The organism is Flavobacterium sp. C3NV (assembly GCF_046825355.2).
GTDB lineage: Bacteria > Bacteroidota > Bacteroidia > Flavobacteriales > Flavobacteriaceae > Flavobacterium.
Map to the genome: position 1 here is coordinate 253,059 of NZ_JBKQBJ020000001.1, position 18,080 is coordinate 271,138.

General features: G+C 35.7%; 10 protein-coding genes. 8 read left to right on the plus strand and 2 right to left on the minus strand.

The features are described from left to right. The first annotated feature begins 363 nt into the window (after nucleotides 1-363). Genes ACIDC4_RS01060 through ACIDC4_RS01075 form a run of 4 tightly spaced genes read left to right on the plus strand, consistent with a single transcriptional unit; the run spans nucleotide 364 to nucleotide 5,476 of the window. Nucleotides 364-837, plus strand: a complete 474-nt coding sequence (locus tag ACIDC4_RS01060) for a DUF4625 domain-containing protein (protein ID WP_412043263.1) — start codon at nucleotides 364-366, stop codon at nucleotides 835-837. Nucleotides 838-844: 7 nt separating this feature from the next. After that, nucleotides 845-3,277: a TonB-dependent receptor gene (locus ACIDC4_RS01065; RefSeq protein WP_412043264.1), complete on the plus strand. Its 2,433-nt coding sequence runs from the start codon at nucleotides 845-847 to the stop codon at nucleotides 3,275-3,277. Nucleotides 3,278-3,308: 31 nt separating this feature from the next. Next, nucleotides 3,309-4,217 carry a DUF4625 domain-containing protein gene (locus tag ACIDC4_RS01070; RefSeq protein ID WP_412043265.1) on the plus strand — a complete coding sequence of 303 codons (909 nt, stop codon included), beginning with the start codon at nucleotides 3,309-3,311 and terminating at the stop codon, nucleotides 4,215-4,217. Nucleotides 4,218-4,261: 44 nt separating this feature from the next. After that, the gene (locus tag ACIDC4_RS01075; protein WP_412043266.1) at nucleotides 4,262-5,476 is read left to right on the plus strand and encodes a hypothetical protein; all 1,215 of its coding nucleotides are present in this window, start codon (nucleotides 4,262-4,264) and stop codon (nucleotides 5,474-5,476) included. Nucleotides 5,477-6,097: 621 nt separating this feature from the next. Here ACIDC4_RS01075 and ACIDC4_RS01080 read toward each other — a convergent pair. Both ACIDC4_RS01080 and ACIDC4_RS01085 read right to left on the minus strand, forming a co-directional pair. Continuing rightward, on the minus strand, nucleotides 6,098-7,795 hold the full coding sequence (locus ACIDC4_RS01080) for a ribonucleoside-diphosphate reductase subunit alpha (protein WP_412043267.1): 1,698 nt from the start codon (nucleotides 7,793-7,795) through the stop codon (nucleotides 6,098-6,100). A 17-nt stretch (nucleotides 7,796-7,812) separates the two neighbouring features. Beyond that, nucleotides 7,813-8,787, minus strand: a complete 975-nt coding sequence (locus ACIDC4_RS01085) for a ribonucleotide-diphosphate reductase subunit beta (RefSeq protein WP_230037694.1) — start codon at nucleotides 8,785-8,787, stop codon at nucleotides 7,813-7,815. Between the two features lie 598 nt (nucleotides 8,788-9,385). Between ACIDC4_RS01085 and ACIDC4_RS01090 the strand changes: the two genes are divergently transcribed. The 4 genes from ACIDC4_RS01090 to ACIDC4_RS01105 all read left to right on the plus strand — a co-directional run bounded on the left by ACIDC4_RS01090 (nucleotide 9,386) and on the right by ACIDC4_RS01105 (nucleotide 18,080). After that, the gene (locus tag ACIDC4_RS01090) at nucleotides 9,386-9,940 is read left to right on the plus strand and encodes a GNAT family N-acetyltransferase (RefSeq protein ID WP_412043268.1); all 555 of its coding nucleotides are present in this window, start codon (nucleotides 9,386-9,388) and stop codon (nucleotides 9,938-9,940) included. Between the two features lie 606 nt (nucleotides 9,941-10,546). Next, complete coding sequence (locus ACIDC4_RS01095) at nucleotides 10,547-12,004, plus strand: histidine kinase (RefSeq protein WP_412043269.1); 1,458 nt, start codon at nucleotides 10,547-10,549, stop codon at nucleotides 12,002-12,004. 105 nt (nucleotides 12,005-12,109) lie between these two features. Beyond that, nucleotides 12,110-14,710 (plus strand): zinc-dependent metalloprotease, encoded by a 2,601-nt coding sequence (locus ACIDC4_RS01100; protein ID WP_412043270.1) that lies wholly within the window; start codon nucleotides 12,110-12,112, stop codon nucleotides 14,708-14,710. Nucleotides 14,711-14,735: 25 nt separating this feature from the next. Then, nucleotides 14,736-18,080: a SusC/RagA family TonB-linked outer membrane protein gene (locus tag ACIDC4_RS01105; RefSeq protein WP_412043271.1), complete on the plus strand. Its 3,345-nt coding sequence runs from the start codon at nucleotides 14,736-14,738 to the stop codon at nucleotides 18,078-18,080.

Genomic DNA, 18,080 nt, shown 5'->3' on the forward strand with positions numbered 1-18,080 from the left:
AGTAATCATTTCATTTATATGAATTGATGTGCACTTATATGTTTTAGAATCTAATTTAGGTCAGAAAAGCAATTCACTTTTCTTAATCATTACTATTTCATTTTTCTTGCAACAACTTGCTTAGAAACGCTTTCTCTTATTTTAAAACGTAAAGTTTTCCCTTACGGGGAATAAAACTACGTTGTCTAAAATCAGATTAAGAAGTAGTACCAGACCTTATTTTCTATCACAAGTAAATTCAATATTCCAATTGAATCATCCCTTCGCACGACTTACTTTCCCAATTCACAATTAATAATTAGTAATTATTTCCTGCTTTCCGTAACCCATTTTCTAAATATAATCCTTTAAAAATCAATCCAAATGAAGCAAACAAAAACGCTCTTCTGTGTATTATTAGCTGTTCTCGCTCTCTCATCCTGTAGCAGTGACAACAACGAAATTGACACCGAATATCCTGTAATCGATAATTCGGCTTCGAATGCATTCCCGATACAATGCAGCGAAATTACCCGAGGACAGAAAATCACTTTCAGAGCAAAATTTACAGATAATACTGCTTTGGGATCTTACAGTCTCGACATTCACCACAATTTTGATCATCACACGCACAGCACAGAAGTCAATAATTGTACTGCAGATCCTATCAAAAAACCTGTAAATCCTTTGTTGTACATCAATTCGGTTACGATTCCAGACGGACCAAAAAGTTACGAAGCTGTTCAGGAAATTACAATCCCAACCGATATCGATCCGGGCGATTATCATTTCATGATTCGTTTGACTGATAAAGAAGGCTGGCAAACGATTAAAGGCTTAAGTATTAAAATTTTATAATGAATTGATGAACGAAAATAAACCGAATCGATTACAGACATTTTTCCTCCTGCTTTGTTGCTTTGCTATAGTTACAAAAGCTGCAGCACAATCTGTTCGTGTATCCGGCAGCGTATTTTCCGACGGGCATAAACCGTTGGATGGCGCTATCGTTACCCTTTATCCTTCAGCTATAAGTACTATTACAGACCAACAAGGGCGTTTTTTCTTTCCACAAATCCCTAAAAACTCTAACAGATTAACAGTGAGTCATTCCGGTTATTCGTTTTATGAAATGAAACTTTTTTTGGATGAAAATTCAAATACGATACCTACAATTTTGTTAAAACCAGAGGTAAAACAATTGCAGGAAGTAGTCATTGCTGCTAATTATGAATTACGTCGAAAAAAACAGGAATCCCTGAATATCGAAAGCGTTAACAGCAGTTTTATTCAGCGAAATCTCGGCGGAAGCCTGATGCAATCCTTGCAAAGACTTCCGGGCGTTAAAACTATTTCTATTGGTTCCGGAGGTTCAAAACCTTTAATACGCGGACTCAGTTTTAATCAGGTAATTGTGGTCGAGAATGGTATCAAACACGAAGGCCAGCAATGGGGCGCCGATCATGGTTTAGAAATCGATCAATATGCCGTTAATCGGGTTGAAATTATCAAAGGACCATCTTCGTTCATGTACGGATCTGATGCGATTGGTGGCGCCATTAATATCAAACCTGTGCCATTTCCTGCCCAACATGTTTTGGGCGGAAGCGTTGATTTTACAGGCAAAAGCAACAACGAACAATTTGGAGGATCGTTTAATTTATTTGGTCGAAATGAAAAATGGTTTTTCGATACCAGAATAACCGCTATGGATTATGGCGATTACCGCGTACCAACTGATATAGTGCAGGTTTACAATTATGCAGTTCCGCTTTACAAAAACCATTTACGTAATACAGCAGGTCGTGAAATGGATGTACACGGAAGTGTGGGTTATGTTACGGATCGCTTTAAATCTATTTTTTACGTAAGTAATATTTACACCAAAAGTGGCTTTTTTGCCAATGCACACGGGCTAGAACCGCGAAACGTTGACACGGAACTTCACGACAAATCGAGCCGTGATATACTGATGCCTTTTCAGGAAGTGACGCATACTAAAATTAGTAATACAACCTCATTTTCGATAGAAACTCACAAACTCGAAACACAATTGGGTTTTCAGCAGAATTTCCGTCGCGAATGGAGCCATTATGTCAATCATGGTTATATGCCGCCTATTTATCCTGACGATATGTATGCGCCAAAAGACTTGGAAAGACAATATGATAAAGAAGTTTTTTCAGTTGCGATTAAGGATGAATTTTCGTTAGGAAAACATCAATTTACAGTAGGTTTAAATGGCGAGCAACAGCAAAATGCGATTAACGGCTGGAGTTTTCTGATTCCTGCCTTTAAACAATCAAACGCAGGATTATTTGTTTATGATAAATTTCAGCTCAATGATTTGTGGCTGCTTCAAGGTGCCATTCGTCTGGATCATGGTCAAATCGAAATGAAACCATACACCGATTGGTTTCAAAGCGAAGTCACCGAAAACGGTCAGACTACGCAGCAATATTTACAACGATCTCAAGAACTTACGCGAACTTTCAATAGTTTCAATTGGTCAGCAGGCGTGAATTATACGCTGGGACAATGGTCGCTTAAAGCCAATTTGGGAACGAGTTTTAGAATGCCAATTGCCAAAGAACTGGCTTCAAACGGGGTAAATTATCATTATTTCAGGTTCGAAAAAGGAGATCCTAATTTATCGGCAGAACGTTCGTATCAGTTAGATCTTGGTATGGAATGGCAGGAAAATAAATGGTCGGTGCAACTGAGTCCGTTTTTTAATTATTTCCCCAATTACATTTACCTCAATCCTACTTCGCAACATGATATTTATTACGGTGCCGGCAATCAGGTATTTGAATACGAGCAAAGTAAAGTGATGCGTTATGGCAGTGAATTGCAGACGCGTTATCAGTTCCTGAAAAATTTAAGCGGCGAAATTCTGGCCGAATATCTTTATTCTGAGCAATTATCTGGGAGCAAAAAAGGCTATACGCTTCCCTTTTCTCCGCCGGCTTCGGTTTTATTTGGGATGACGTACAATCCGGAAATCAAAAATTTGAAAGACACTTATTTCTCGCTTGATTATCGGTATACGGCTCAGCAAAATCAAATCGTTCCACCCGAAAGAAAAACTGCAGCCAGCAACGTGTTCAATCTCGCGATGGGAACCAAAGCAAAAGCAGGACAACAGGATTTTATTATTAGCCTTCAGGTTCAGAATTTATTCAATACAAAATACCTCAATCATACCAGTTTTTACAGGTTGATCGAACTTCCCGAAGCCAGTAGAAACATCATTCTATCGCTTAAAATTCCCTTTTTAATACATAAATCAATTTAATATGAATTCAATTAACAAACCCCAATTCCTTATGAAAAAAGCAAAATTATTTCTGCTGTTTTTTGTTGTCACCGCTGGATTTACGGCATGTAACAACGACAATGACGACAACAACGAAGTTTTGAAACCAACAGCCACCAATGTTGAAATTGGAACTGGCAATAACAAAAAAGCTTTAATTGGACGTGACTTCCATTTTAATGCTGATGTACTTGCCGGAGACAAAATCGCCGATGTCCAAATTAAAATACTTCCAAAAAAAGGAGAAACGTATACCAAAGTCTGGAAGTTCGAATTGTCTTTTGCAGAATACAAAGGAGCTAAAAATACCAATGTTCATAAACACTTTAATATTCCTGCCGATGCACCCGAAGGTAAATTTGATTTCTCGTTTATTGTTCTGGACGAAAACGGATCGCAACTCGAAATCAAAGAAGAAGTTATCATTACAGATCCTGCCAATATGCCCGCTGATCCGCTAATTGGCCGTGATATGCTTTCGCGAAATGACGATCTTATTTATTATATGGAAACCTGGGTAGAACCGGAATTGATCTTCAAAAAGAATGATAAGATTACGGCACATGCACAAGTAAGCCAGATTATGGGCGACGGAATATTATATTCGGTTTTAATCAAAAAGAGCCTGAATTACCATCCTGAAAGTATTGATAATCTTGATTTCAAAAAAGTTATAGTGATCTCAAAAGTAGAACATAAAGGTCTTGCTCCGGCTTCAAAAATTGCTACGCTGCAAAAAATCAATGATGCTTGGGGCGGCGAAAGTATCGTTGTTGGCGCAGACAAAGATGCCGAAGGAAACCCAACAACAGCAGACAAATCATGGCAATCAGGGCAATACAATTGGGTTCTTTTATACAAAAACACCACTTATAATTTAAGTGTTTACAAATCAATGCCTGTTACCATCAATTTTTAATCTACACATTTTTTAAACCTAAATTAATTTAAACACGTTTTACAATGAAAAACAATTATTTCAAGCTCCTTTTCTTATTTGCTTTATCCACTTTTGCTGTCTCTTGTAGCAATGACGATGACAATACCACCGAAACGCCAGAAGAAACGCTTGCTGAATACAAATATTTGAGAATTTTACTTTCTGATGAAAAAACCACAGCTATTACATTAGTAAATCCGGTTGATGCGACGATCACTTCTTTTAATGCAAAATTTGCAAAATCGGCACTTTATACTACAGAATCAGGAAGATATGCCGGAATTGTACACAGAGCAGACAATACCGTTGAAACTTTTGACAGCGGATTCGAAAGTCACGGCGATCACGTTGATGTAGACGGAATTCCGAAATTTGGTGCCCTAACTGGTCAATCGCTTTTGCCAACGCACTTTAAAAGTAAAATTGGAGAATTACTGACTTTCAACGATGGAGACGGAACTTTATCTGTGGCCAAAGAATCTGAAATCAATACTGCCGGAGCTAAATTCAGAACCATAAATGCTGGATTATTGGCGCATCACGGCGCTATGGCGACTTTCTCAAACGGAACTTATGCTATTACTCAAAAAGACAATTCGGTTGCGGGAACATTACCTGAAAAAGTAAAAATTATCGATAATACCGGTAAAACACTTTTCGAATCTACTGTTGCAACAAAGGGAATCCACGGAAATGCTTCTGACGGAACTTACGCTGTTTTTGGTTCTGCAAGCGGCGTTCTGGTAGTAGAAAGTTCAGGAAAACAAAAACTAATTGCACTTCCTGAAGATTTTGGAACGGCTTGGTTTGGAACCATTTTAGAAACTAAAGCCAAAGGAAAATTTATAGGATATACTGCCGCAAAAGGCGCTTATTTAATTGATGTTGCAGCCGGAACCATAAAACCAATCTTGCAAAGCACCAACATTATGCAATGTAAAGTAAGTTACAACAACAGCAAATTAGGAATTCTATTGTTTTCTGGTGAATTCAAATTATTCAACTTAACGAGTTTGCAAGTTGAAAAAGAGGCAAAAGTAATTCCGGAAACGGCGAGCGATGCCACATCAAAACCACAAATTCAGTTAACAGAGAATTTTGCGTACATCACTTCTCCAAGCACGGGAGAATTACTGCAATTAAACTTGTCGACAATGGCAATTGCCAAGAAAATCAAGGTTTCTAATACGCCTTATACCATTACTATTTTAGGTTTTGAAAATAGTAAAAGCCATTAGTTTTTTGTTTTTTTAGTTTGAAAGAGACTGTCTGTAAAAGGGCAGTCTTTTTTTTAGGAGCTAATCCCGCTATCCGTTCCAATCTTTTGTTCCGAACCCCGGAACAAAAGGATTTCCACTTCTATCGGGGCTAGGGCAATCATTTTCATAACAATATTATCTTATAGTTTGTCATCTTAGAACGAGGGATCCTCGCAAGAAACTGACACAAGGTTTATCTACCATGTCGAGCTACTAACGGAGATCCCTCGTTCCTCGGGATGACAAAAATGAGCATAGATCTTTGTCAAAATTTTAAACTTTGGCAAAGTTATAACGTACTGTTTGTCATCTCGACGCAGGAGAGATCACACACGGAACTCGACAAAGATTGTTGATTTTCTTTGCGGCATTTCTTCTGTGATCTCTTCTCCGTCGAGAGATGACAAGATTCTGGTGACATTTTTTTGTCGAGTTATTTGCGGGGATCCCTCGTTTCTCGGGATGACAAAAATGCGATGATCAACTTTGACAAAGATGCTGGACCTTAAATAAAACCAGTGAAAACCCGCTTAACCCGTAAAATCCGTGGGCCAAAAATTGCCACAAAAAAAAGGCTGTCTAAACAGACAGCCTTTAATTTTATGATTCGCAACTACTACAAGTTACCAAACTCGTAACTAATTCTTTAGATACACTTTGGCTGCGTTGGTAATACAAGCTTTTGATTCCTAATTGCCAAGCTTCGATCAGCAAACGGTTTACCTCTTTAATTGGCAAATCCGAAGGAATATTCAAGTTGATGCTTTGCCCCTGATCTACATATTTCTGACGGATAGAGGCTTGTTGTACAATCTCTAACTGACTGATTTCTTTAAAGGTTTTAAAGACATCTTTCTCTAATTGATTCAACTGACTCATATGCTGAACGCTTCCGCCATTTAGCATGATTTCTCTCCAAACTTCCTCGTTATCAAGACCTTTTTCTTCTAATAATGTTTTTAGGTATTTGTTCTTACGCATAAAATTACCTTTGCTCAAGCCAGCTTTATAATAATTGCTGCTAAAAGGCTCAATTCCTGGCGAAGTTTGTCCTAAAATAGCCGATGATGAAGTGGTTGGCGCAATTGCCATTGTTGTGGTATTACGTCTTCCGTATCCTTTTAGCAATTCCGGTTCGCCGTAAATTCTGGCCAAATCCTGAGTCGCTTTATCGGCTTTGTCACTAATATGTTTGAAAATTTCTGTGGTTTTCATTTTGGCTTCAAGACCTTCAAACGGAATCATATTTTTTTGCAAATACGAATGCCATCCTAAAACTCCCAATCCCAATGCGCGGTGTCTTTTTGCAAAACGATTCGCTGCTGCCAGATAATAGTTTCCTTCGGTTTTTTCGATAAATTCCTGTAAAACGGCATCAAGGAAAAAGATCGCCAGTTTTACGGCTTCAGTATCTTTCCATTCTTCATAAAGTTCCAGATTCATTGAAGAAAGACAGCAAATAAACGATTCATCAAAGCTTGACGGCAACATGATTTCGCTACACAAATTACTCGCGTTGATACGCAGGTTTTTGTCTTTATAAACTTGTGGTTTGTTTTTGTTTACGTTGTCGCTAAAAAAGATATAAGGCAATCCTTTTTGCTGACGGCTTTCGAGAACTTTAGCCCAAACTTGTCTTTTATCTGCATCGCCATCGATCATTTCCTGCATCCAGTAATCGGGCACGCAAATTCCGGTAAACAAATTCTGGATTGGATTTCCAATGCTTTTTATTTTCAAAAACTCTTCGATATCCGGGTGATCTACGTCTAAATAAGCCGCAAATGCACCTCGGCGAACGCCACCTTGCGAAATGGTATCCATTGTTGTGTCAAAAAGTTTCATGAAACTTACCGCTCCACTACTCTTTCCGTTATCGGTTACGGCGCTTCCTCTTTCGCGCAATTCTCCAAAATATCCGGATGTTCCTCCTCCAATTTTGGTTTGCATGATTACTTCGCCTAATTTATGTGTAATTCCTTCAATTTCATCGGGAACGTGAACATTAAAACAAGAAATTGGCAAACCGCGTTCTGTTCCCATATTGGCCCAAACCGGTGAACTAATGCTCATCCAGCCGCGTTCTATCATTTCTACAAAAGACTCTTTTAACTCGGGTTTGTACAATCTTTTTGCTGCAGCGGTACAAATTCTGTCAATTGCACCTTCTACAGTTTCACCTTTTAAAAGATAACCACGATTTAAAATTTGCTCACTTTCAGAGTTTTTCCACCACATTTTATTGTCTGCTTCGCTTAGCGGAGCACTGTTTCCTGAGATTGTATCTATTGTATTCATAATTGTAATTTGCTGTTTTAGAAAAGGTCGTTTGCCGTAATACTTTTGTCGTGTTTGGTATATTCTACCGGTCTTTTCGCAAAGAAATCATCCAGACTGTTAGCAAAAACTTCTTCTTCGAACCATGCCATTGCTTTATAATCCTCGGCCGGAACATTAAATATTGTTGGAATATTGATTTGAGTCAGACTTTCGTCTAATCTAAATTTCATGAAGTTTACCAAATCTGCTTTTTTGATTGTTTCGATTTCACCATCTTCAAAAATCCAGTCTAATATATCTGCTTCTACATTAATCGAATCCTTAACTGTTTCTCTAATAAGCGTTAAAGTTTCTTCGTCGAAATAATCCGGGAATTCTTCGCGTATTTTGTTTACAATATAAATTCCGCCATTGGCATGAATTTGTTCGTCGATAGAAGTCCATGCGATAATGTTGCTCACATTTTTCATATATCCTTTAAACCTTGTAAACGATAATAAAATCGCAAACTGACTAAAAAGTGATACATTTTCGATCAAAATACTAAACAAAATCAATGAAACTACATACTTTTTATTGTCTTGTGATTTGGTATCTTTTAATACATTCGAAAGATAATCGACACGTTTGCGGATTACCGGAATTTCCATCAGTTTTTCGAATTCATCATTATAACCTAAAACTTCCAAAAGACGCGAATAAGCCTCAGAATGTCTGAACTCACATTCGGCAAAAGTACTTCCTAATCCGTTGAATTCCGGCTTTGGAAAATGCTCGTAAATGTTACCCCAAAAACTTTTTACAGCTACTTCTATTTGTGCAATAGCCAATAAACTGTTTTTAATGGCTGTTTTTTCGGCTGCATTCAAATGCGAATGAAAATCCTGAGTATCAGCAGTAAAATCGACTTCGGTATGAACCCAATACGCTTTATTTATAGCTTCTGTAAATTGCAATACCTCCGGATACTCAAAAGGTTTATAATTGATTCTTTTATCGAAAATAGACATATGTATAGTATTAAATGGTGACTTATTTAAAATAAAAATGATCCGTTTATTGGGGATTTCAACGACATTTCTATACTTACAAAATTAACCCACAGTTCTTCTTTCGCACCCCTTTTGATGTTAAAAATCCATCCAATTATCAACAGCTTCAGGCTCCTTAAAATTGATGTAAAATTTACTTTTTATCAACAGCATCATAATAATCCGTAACAGCCGAAACATCAGCTATTTAAAATAAATCTAAATAGAGTTATCAACATAAAAGAAACCTTCAATATCACTTTCAAAAAAAACAGTTATCAACAATCCACTTTCAAAAAGTAGTCTTTTTATTACGAAAAAAAGGTTCGCCTAAAAATAATTATGTCTCGATAACTCATTTTGTTACTGTGCTTTTCAAGCTAATAATTGGTTATTTCACAACTTAAAAAAACAAATAACTAATTGATTATAAATATTTTAATATAAAAATTTAATTGATTATGATTTTTAAATTTTTATCGAAAATTTAAAAATCGTGCCTATTTATCGCATTATTTTAAAGAAAAGAATCAATACTTAAAACTTACCGTAATTTTGTACTCTTAAAATACATATCATGATTATTAGAAAAGCAACTATTGAAGATTCTGAATCTATTGCCAAATATTTGTTACTGGCAATGGAAGAAATCATTTATAAATTCATTGGCGAAAATGATGCTAAAACGGCCTATTATTTCCTGCTTCATTTTGTTGAATATGAAAGCAATCAATATTCTTATCAGAATTGTTTTGTGGCTGAAGAAAACGATGAAATTGTAGGAGCTGTTGCTGTTTATGATGGAGCAAAATTGCAGGAACTACGAAAACCGGTTGTCGATTATGTTCGTCTTAATTTCAATCCTGATTTTAGTCCGGAAAATGAAACCCAAAGTGGGGAATTTTATATTGATGCGTTAGGCGTAAGTCCAAATCATCAGGGAAAAGGAATTGGTTCTCAATTATTGCAGTTTTTGATTGAAGAATTTGTAACCCAAAACAAGCAGACTTTAGGTTTATTGGTTGAAGAAGGAAATCCGGGTGCGAAGAAACTATATCTTAAATTAGGGTTTAAGGCTGTTGGAGTGAAAACTTTGGTGGAAAAAACTTTGGAACATCTTCAGATTTCTTAATTTTTGTTTCAGGTTTCAGGTTGAAATGAGCATACTTTGTCATTTTACCGCAAAGAGCGCAAAGTTATACGCAAAGTTCGCAAAGCTTTGCATTCAATCCATTTTTTATAATCGCGCAAAGTCGCAGAGTCGCAAAGCTTTTACATTTTTTAACTTGGCGGCTTTGCGACTTTGCGCGAAATCCTGGGTAATTAATCAAAAAAAAAAACTAATCTAGCAAAGTTCGCAAAGCTTAATTAAAGACAAAGCTTTGCGAACTTTGCGTTTTTATAGAAACTTGCATAGTAAAAAACTTTGCGCTCTTGGCGGTTAAATCAACGCAACGAGAAACATTCTTTCCTCTTAACAAGATTTTTACTAAACGACTACCCGAAATATGTGTTAAGATTTCATAACTCAAAGTGTATCAGTCAAAAAGTTTTATATTTGCACACGAAAAAATTTTATTCCCCTATTGCAATTTAAGGAGTTCGATGCTCCTTAATTTTTTTTTATTACACTTTGAAATTTACTTTAAAAAATACTTTTTCCGGCAGGAACTTCTTCATTTTAGGAATCATTTTTGTTTTTCTTACATTGCTTTCTATTTATATCCTTAGTGGCTTGATGACTGAAGTTACTGAAAAATCAAATGCAGAAAGCTCACAGCGTAGTTTTGTAAAAAAACAGGAAGTTATTGCACAGGAATTGTCACGCTTCTTGGAATCAAAAAATGAACTGAAACGAATTGTTGATATTAGCAACGCTAAAAACTTATCTGATAATTTAAAGGTTCTAAGTAACATTCATGCCAATGATAGTCTGGTAAAAAACAACTGGTTTCAGATCGACAATCAAAAAATAGAATTTACAATTTCTAAAAACGATTCCCATCTCGAAGCTTCTATAAAAGAGTTTGTTGCTAAAAACAGTAACCTCTCACAATCTAATAGTATTGTCGAAGATGGTGACCACTTTTTTTGGCGCATTTATTACAGATATACTGCTGCAAATGGTACTGTCGTTAGATACGGATATGATATCGATTTGAAATCGCTTCAGACTTATTTCTCGACTATTGATCAAAAAGCGCCTAATTATGCTTTTGTGTTTGATAAAAAAGGAACAATTATTTATCATCCTGAAATAAAATTACTCAAAGAGAACATTTTTAAGTTAACGAATATCGCGCCTCAGGATACTACTTTTTCTAAAAGAGAGGATTTTAGCAAGAGAATTGCCCCATCAGAATATTTGCTTTTAGATATTGTGCGCTATACCAAGCGACTGAATGTAAAAGGAACAAATTGGTATATAGCTGTAAATTTTCCGAGAGAAATTTCTAATGAAGATGTAAATGCGGTCAAAAAATATGCGTATCTCATTTATATTATTACTACGGCTATTTTAATTGTATTCTTTTATTTGTTTACCATTTTTACGCGCAGGACTTTTCAGGAAAAAGAAATCTTGTCGCAGGAAAAAAATAAGCTGCTTTTAGAAAACGAAATGATTAATAAGGAGAAAGCTCTGATTCAGCTGCAACAATTAAAAGAGCAGATTAATCCGCACTTTTTGTTCAATTCGCTGAATTCGCTTTATATGCTAATTGAAAGCAATACCGGAGTAGCACGAAAGTTTACATTAAACCTTTCTAAAATTTACAGATACCTTATTAATCCGCCTCTTAATAATATTGTTACGGTGCAGGAAGAATTGCTTTTTATCGAAAAATATATCTTTTTGCAGCAAACCCGTTTTACTGAGGAATTCGTCTTTACTATTACTATTGAAGATGAAAGCTTTCTGGCAAAAAAAGTGCCTTATCTGGCTTTTCAGATTGCTGTAGAAAATGCAATCAAGCATAATATTGCTTCTGAAGAAACTCCTTTACAAATCACAATTAGCATTAACGAAAACGTTGTAATTATTACTAATAATTTAAACGAAAAGCAAAACTTCGGGAAAGAATCTAAGTTTGGTCACAAATACTTAGAAAGTATTTATAAATACTATGGTAAGAACGATTTTAAAGCCTTCAAAAAAGACGGCGATTTTACTTGCATTTTACCTTTAATTGGATAAAAAAAAACATTCACTCCCGAAAAAAAGCCACTCACTCCATTTTGCTTTTTTTAACGTAATTCATGCAATATTTTTAGCCAAAAATTAACCTAAACTTAACTTTCTATGAGAGAAAAGGCATTGTTGAGAAGTCTAAAAAATATCGCTTTGGTGGTATTGGTACTGAATACTAGTACTATGATTGCTCAAAAAAAGAACAAAAAAAATAAAGAAGACAAAACAGAACAAGTTAAGGATTCATTAAAAAATGCTAAAGGACAAAAATATGATGACCTTATTAAAAAAGGTACATTCAAAAAAGGTCTTTTCAACACTATTCAGGTAAAAACAGATCTTTATCTGGAGATCAACGATTCACTTTTTCAAAGAGAATTTTTAGTCGTTAATAAAATTTCAAATGTTCCTTTACCTGTTAATGATGCAGGTTTAAACAGAGGAATGAATTACGAGAATAAAATTATCACGTTTCATAAAGATTTGGTTGCCAAAAAAGTTTGGGTAAAATCATCTGTACCAAAAGTTTCATCGCCGGTTGGAGACGCTATTACAGCATCTGTAAACAGCAATTTCTCAGAATCGATTATCGAAGTTTTTGATATCGAAACTAAAAACAACGATTCGACATCGGTAGTAATAAAAGCGAATAAGGTTTTTGACGGAAAGCAAAAAAGTTTTAATGATGTTTTAAGCAATATTGGTTTTGGAGGATCTGTAAAATCTGAACTTTCGTATATAGAAAATGTGAAAACGTTTCCTAAAAATATTGTGGTTAAATCGCAGCTGACTACTTCTGTAAGCGAAGGCGGTCCTGCCCTTTCGGTTACTTTTGGTGTTACTTCTAATATTGTTTTATTGGATAAAGTACCTATGCAAGCTCGTTTTGCCGACAAACGTGTTGGATATTTCTCAGAAAAACATTGGTATTTCAGCGATAGCCAACACGCGGTATTAGAAAAAGAACTGATCACGCGTTGGAGATTAGAACCTAAAAAAGAGGATATCGAAAAATACAAAAGAGGCGAATTGGTAGAACCTAAAAAACCTATTGTTTATTATATCGACCCATCGACACCAAAACAATGGCGTTCTTATATTATAGAAGGTGTTCGCGACTGGCAGGCAGCTTTTGAAAAAGCAGGATTTAAAAATGCTGTGATTGCAAAAGAGCCTACAGAAGAAGATACTGATTTTGATATTGATGATGTACGTTATTCGGTTATAACTTATGTAGCGTCTCAAAAATCGAATGCTATGGGACCTGCAGTTGTAGACCCAAGAAGTGGTGAAATCATCGAATCTGATATTATCTGGTGGCACAATGTAATGACTTCATTACAAAGCTGGATGCGCATTCAGACCGGAGCGATCGATCCAAAAGCAAGAGGAAACAAATTTAGTGATGAACATATGGGAGAAGCAATTCGTTTTGTATCGTCTCATGAGGTTGGACACACTTTTGGTTTAAAACACAATATGGGCGCTTCATTTGCTTACGCTGTAGAATCACTTCGATCTCCAGCTTTTACAGCAAAAATGGGCGGAACTGCTCCGTCGATCATGGATTATGCACGTTACAATTATATTGCGCAACCGGAAGATCATGTAGAAGCGATTACGCCACAAATTGGTGAATACGATAAATATGTTATCGAATGGGGTTACAGATGGTATGCAGATCAAACTGAAGAGCACAATGCATTGAATGCATTGATTACAAAACACCAGGATGATCCGGTTTACTTTTACGGAGAACAACAAGATGGTGATGCTACGATAGATCCTCGTTCGCAATCTGAAGATTTGGGTGATGATGCGATGAAAGCGAGCGAATACGGACTTAAAAACTTAAAAAGAGTTGTGGGTAAAATCCTTGAATGGACGTATGACAAAGACGAATCTTACTACCAGACGGGTAAATTATATATTGGTGCAATTGGTCAATGGAATCTATACAACTATCATGTATTGACCAATGTAGGTGGTATTTACCTGAACACAACGGTTCACGGTGATAACAAACAAAGTTATGTTGCAGTTCCTGCAGCAGTCCAGAAAAGAGCGGTTTCGTACTTATTAAACAATAGTATCAAATTGCCGGAATGGTTGTTTTTTAACCCAATTTTGGATAAAACAAATCCGTTGAAAGATTCTCCTCTTGGACCTTATGAGTATACACCTTACACATTGGCAAGAGAATTACAATACGGCATTTTATACAATTTATTAAGCGATGATCGTTTGTTGCGAATTACCGAAAACGAGTTGTATCAGCGTAACGAGACCAAAGAAAATGTGTTCACGGTAACACAATTATTTAAAACATTACACCAAAACATTTTTGCTCCTACGATCCAGAATAAATCACTTACGATTATGGAGCGTATGACGCAGAAAAATTATGTAGACGTACTGATTGTTTCAACTAACAAACTTTTTGAAAAAACAGATGTTAAGAAAACTATTCAGTTACAAGAAACTTTAAGCATGCCTCATTTATGTGATTATTTAGACGAAGCAAAAATGGCGCGTAACATTAATCAGTCATCTCTAAAAAGAGTTTCTGAAGTGACATCTGATAAAAAAGGCGAATTGAATCAGATTTTGCAATTACTGAAAACAAAGAGAAATATTGGCAATCAGGAAACTAAAAACCATTATTTCGACTTGATTCAACGTATCGAAAAAGCATTAAACAACACACTATAATATAACACAATCCAAAAACAACCCAATGAAGAATTTATTTTACATGCTGAGTTTCCTTCTTGCCCTTTCGGGGTATGCGCAGGAAAGGACTATTAAAGGAAAGGTACTTGATGCCGCAGACGGACTACCGATACCGGGAGTTACTGTTTTTGTCGAGAATAGTTCCATATCTAACAACACAGAACAAAAAGGCGTAATCACGAGCGCAAGCCTTGGTACCGTAACTGATTTTGATGGTGCATTCGAATTCAAAATCAACAGTAATATCAAAACTTTAAGAGTCTCTTATATGGGATATTTGCCTTATACAATTGATATTACAGATAAAAACCAATACACTATTTCATTAAAATCTGATGTAAGCGAATTAAAAGAAATCGTGGTTACAGGTTACCAAAAAATCGAAAAAAGAAAACTGACATCGGCTGTTGCAACAGTTGATATGGCAGATATCAAACAAGCAGGTGTGGCGAGTTTAGATCAAATGTTAATTGGTCAGGTTGCGGGTGTTGCCGTAACACAACAAACGGGAGCTCCGGGAACGATCTCAAAAATCAGAATTCGTGGTACTGCATCTCTTAATGGCGCACAGGATCCGTTATGGGTTTTGGATGGTTTGCCTCTTGAAGGAAATGATGTTCCTCAAAACTATGACAAAGACAATATCGATGTTTTAAGCAATTTTTCTATCGCAGGTTTAAACCCTGAAGATATCAAAGATATTACCATACTTAAAGATGCTGCTGCCACTGCTATTTACGGAGCAAGAGCTGCAAACGGAGTTATTGTGGTAACGACTAAAAAAGGAAGAAAAGGAAGTATGAGAGTAGACTTTAACGTGAATACTTTCGTAACTGAAAAACCTAATTTTTCTAAATTAAACCTTTTAAACTCTTCTCAAAAAGTAGATCTTGAACTTTCATTAGCTGCAAGAGAAGATTTGACTTACAGAGACGGTAACGGAGAAATTTCCCGTATTCTTAAACAGGCTAATGAATTAGGAGCCTATAGATCGGGAGGTTTTTCGTCTCTAAGTCCTGCAACTCAAAACTCAATCAACGCTTTAAGAGACAACAATACCAATTGGGGTGACTTATTGTACAGAAGTACTTTTAATAAACAATATGGTTTGAGTTTATCAGGTGGTGGAGAAAGATCTGATTATTATTTCTCTTTAGGAGCTTATAATGAAGAAGGAGCTACTTTTGGAACTGGTTTTGACAGATACAATCTTACTTTAAAAAACAACTATGATGTAACCGATAAATTGCATGTTGGTGTTGGAATCTTTGGTACACAAAGCAAGAAAACAACTTACGTATCAGATACAGATACTTTTACCAACCCTGCTAATTATTCGAGAAACGTAAACCCCTATCTGACTCCGTATAACGCTGATGGAAGTTATAAATATGATCAGGATATGAGCGGGTATGGAAATGGAAGTGTTTATATTCCTTATAATTTCCTGGAAGAAAGAGAAAACACGAATTACGAATTGACAACAAGATCTGTAAAAGCTTTACTTGACGTTGATTATACGATTACGAAAGGGCTAAAAGCAAGTACACAAATTGGTTTACAGTTTGATAATAATACTTCTGAAAAATATACTGGTAAGGACTCTTATTTCACCAGAAAAGAAAGAGAAAAATCACGTGTATTTGTAAACGGGGCTGATACTTATTTCCTTCCTGTTGGCGGAATTATTCAAAATTCAAACACAGACTTTTTTCAATACAACATTAAAACAATGCTAAACTATAGCACTACTCTTGGCGGAAAACATGAGTTAGAATTTATGGTGGGTAATGAATTAAGAAGAAACAAAAACACTGCTATTAATACAAAAGGGTTTGGTTTCGACCCGAAAACATTAACTACATCCCAAATTGTTTTTCCAACTCCAAACTCTGCTGCAAATATAAACTGGAGAACGTATTTAAAAAGTGAAAATGAAAATGCATTTGCATCTCTTTTTGCAACAGCATCTTATACGTATGACAGAAAATATACTTTCTTTGGAAGTGTGCGTTACGACGGATCGGATTTATTTGGTGTAGACCCTAAATACAAATACTTACCATTATGGGCTGTTTCGGGTTCATGGGCAGTATCTGAAGAAAATTTCTTAAAAGGTAACGAAATAGTTTCTAATTTAAGATTACGTGCTTCTTACGGTTTGCAAGGAAATATCGATAAAAACACTTCTCCATATGTAGTTGGAAGTAACCAGACAACGATTATTTTACCAGGACAAACAGAACCTGTTATTACTGTAATTTCTCCTCCAAATGATAAATTAAGATGGGAAAAAACTACTAATACTAACGTTGGGATGGATCTTGGTTTATTCAACAATCGTATTAGCATTGTAACGGATGTTTACGGAAGAAAAAGTACTGATTTAATTGGTTTACAATCGCTTCCTGTCGAAAACGGATTTGAATATACAAATGCTAACTGGGCTCAGGTAACGAATAAAGGATATGAGATTTCTTTGTCTACACGAAACATTGACCGACCAAACTTTAAATGGAATACCATTATTAACTTTGCTCATAATAAAAGTAATGTAGATCGTATTCAAACAAGATCTAATAGCTATTTACCATCTAGAGAAGGACTTCCGGTTAATGCAGTATTTGCATTAAAAACTAACGGAATTGATGAAAGTGGTTTTCCTTTATTTGTAAATAAAAAAGGAGAAACGGTAAACTCACAGACCTTTTTTGCTCTTTTTGATCCTTATGCAGATTTTTTCCCTGGAGTTTTCTCGCAATCAAAACTTACAGATGAAGACACCAGAAATTTGTTTACTTATGTTGGAGATGCAGATCCTAAATTTACCGGTGGTTTTATCAACACTTTTAAAGTTCATAATTTTGATCTTACTATTGCTACCACTTTTAATATCAAACAAACTGTTGTTGAAAAACCAAATTTTAATGGTACACAATTAGATCGTGGTCAAAACTACACTACAGATGTACTTAATGCATGGTCACCTACTAATACAGGTTCGCACATACCTGGAATTACCAGTGAAACTTCAGGAACGGGAGATTCATGGATGGCTTACCAATGGTTTTCTCCAGCAGGAGCTCCACTTAATGTTTACAACTATTTAGATACCTGGGTTCACGAAATGAGCTATATGCGTTTGAGCAGTGTTCGTTTTGGATATTCTTTACCTAAAAAAGCAACTAACACTTTGTTTATGGACAGTGTAAGATTTAGTATCGAAGGTAGAAACTTATTCGTAATCAGCTCTGATTATAAAGGTTACTTTGACCCTGAAACGTACGGAAATATCTATGCACAACCAATCCCAAGATCAATTTCTTTAGGATGTAACCTAACTTTTTAA

Coding starts and splice junctions, on each gene's coding strand:
- ACIDC4_RS01065 (WP_412043264.1), top strand. CDS start 845: ATGAACGAAAATAAACCGAATCGATTACAGACATTTTTCCTCCTGCTT.
- ACIDC4_RS01095 (WP_412043269.1), top strand. CDS start 10,547: ATGACTGAAGTTACTGAAAAATCAAATGCAGAAAGCTCACAGCGTAGT.
- ACIDC4_RS01090 (WP_412043268.1), top strand. CDS start 9,386: ATGATTATTAGAAAAGCAACTATTGAAGATTCTGAATCTATTGCCAAA.
- ACIDC4_RS01070 (WP_412043265.1), top strand. CDS start 3,309: ATGAAAAAAGCAAAATTATTTCTGCTGTTTTTTGTTGTCACCGCTGGA.
- ACIDC4_RS01100 (WP_412043270.1), top strand. CDS start 12,110: ATGAGAGAAAAGGCATTGTTGAGAAGTCTAAAAAATATCGCTTTGGTG.
- ACIDC4_RS01105 (WP_412043271.1), top strand. CDS start 14,736: ATGAAGAATTTATTTTACATGCTGAGTTTCCTTCTTGCCCTTTCGGGG.
- ACIDC4_RS01075 (WP_412043266.1), top strand. CDS start 4,262: ATGAAAAACAATTATTTCAAGCTCCTTTTCTTATTTGCTTTATCCACT.
- ACIDC4_RS01080 (WP_412043267.1), bottom strand. CDS start 7,795: ATGAATACAATAGATACAATCTCAGGAAACAGTGCTCCGCTAAGCGAA.
- ACIDC4_RS01060 (WP_412043263.1), top strand. CDS start 364: ATGAAGCAAACAAAAACGCTCTTCTGTGTATTATTAGCTGTTCTCGCT.
- ACIDC4_RS01085 (WP_230037694.1), bottom strand. CDS start 8,787: ATGTCTATTTTCGATAAAAGAATCAATTATAAACCTTTTGAGTATCCG.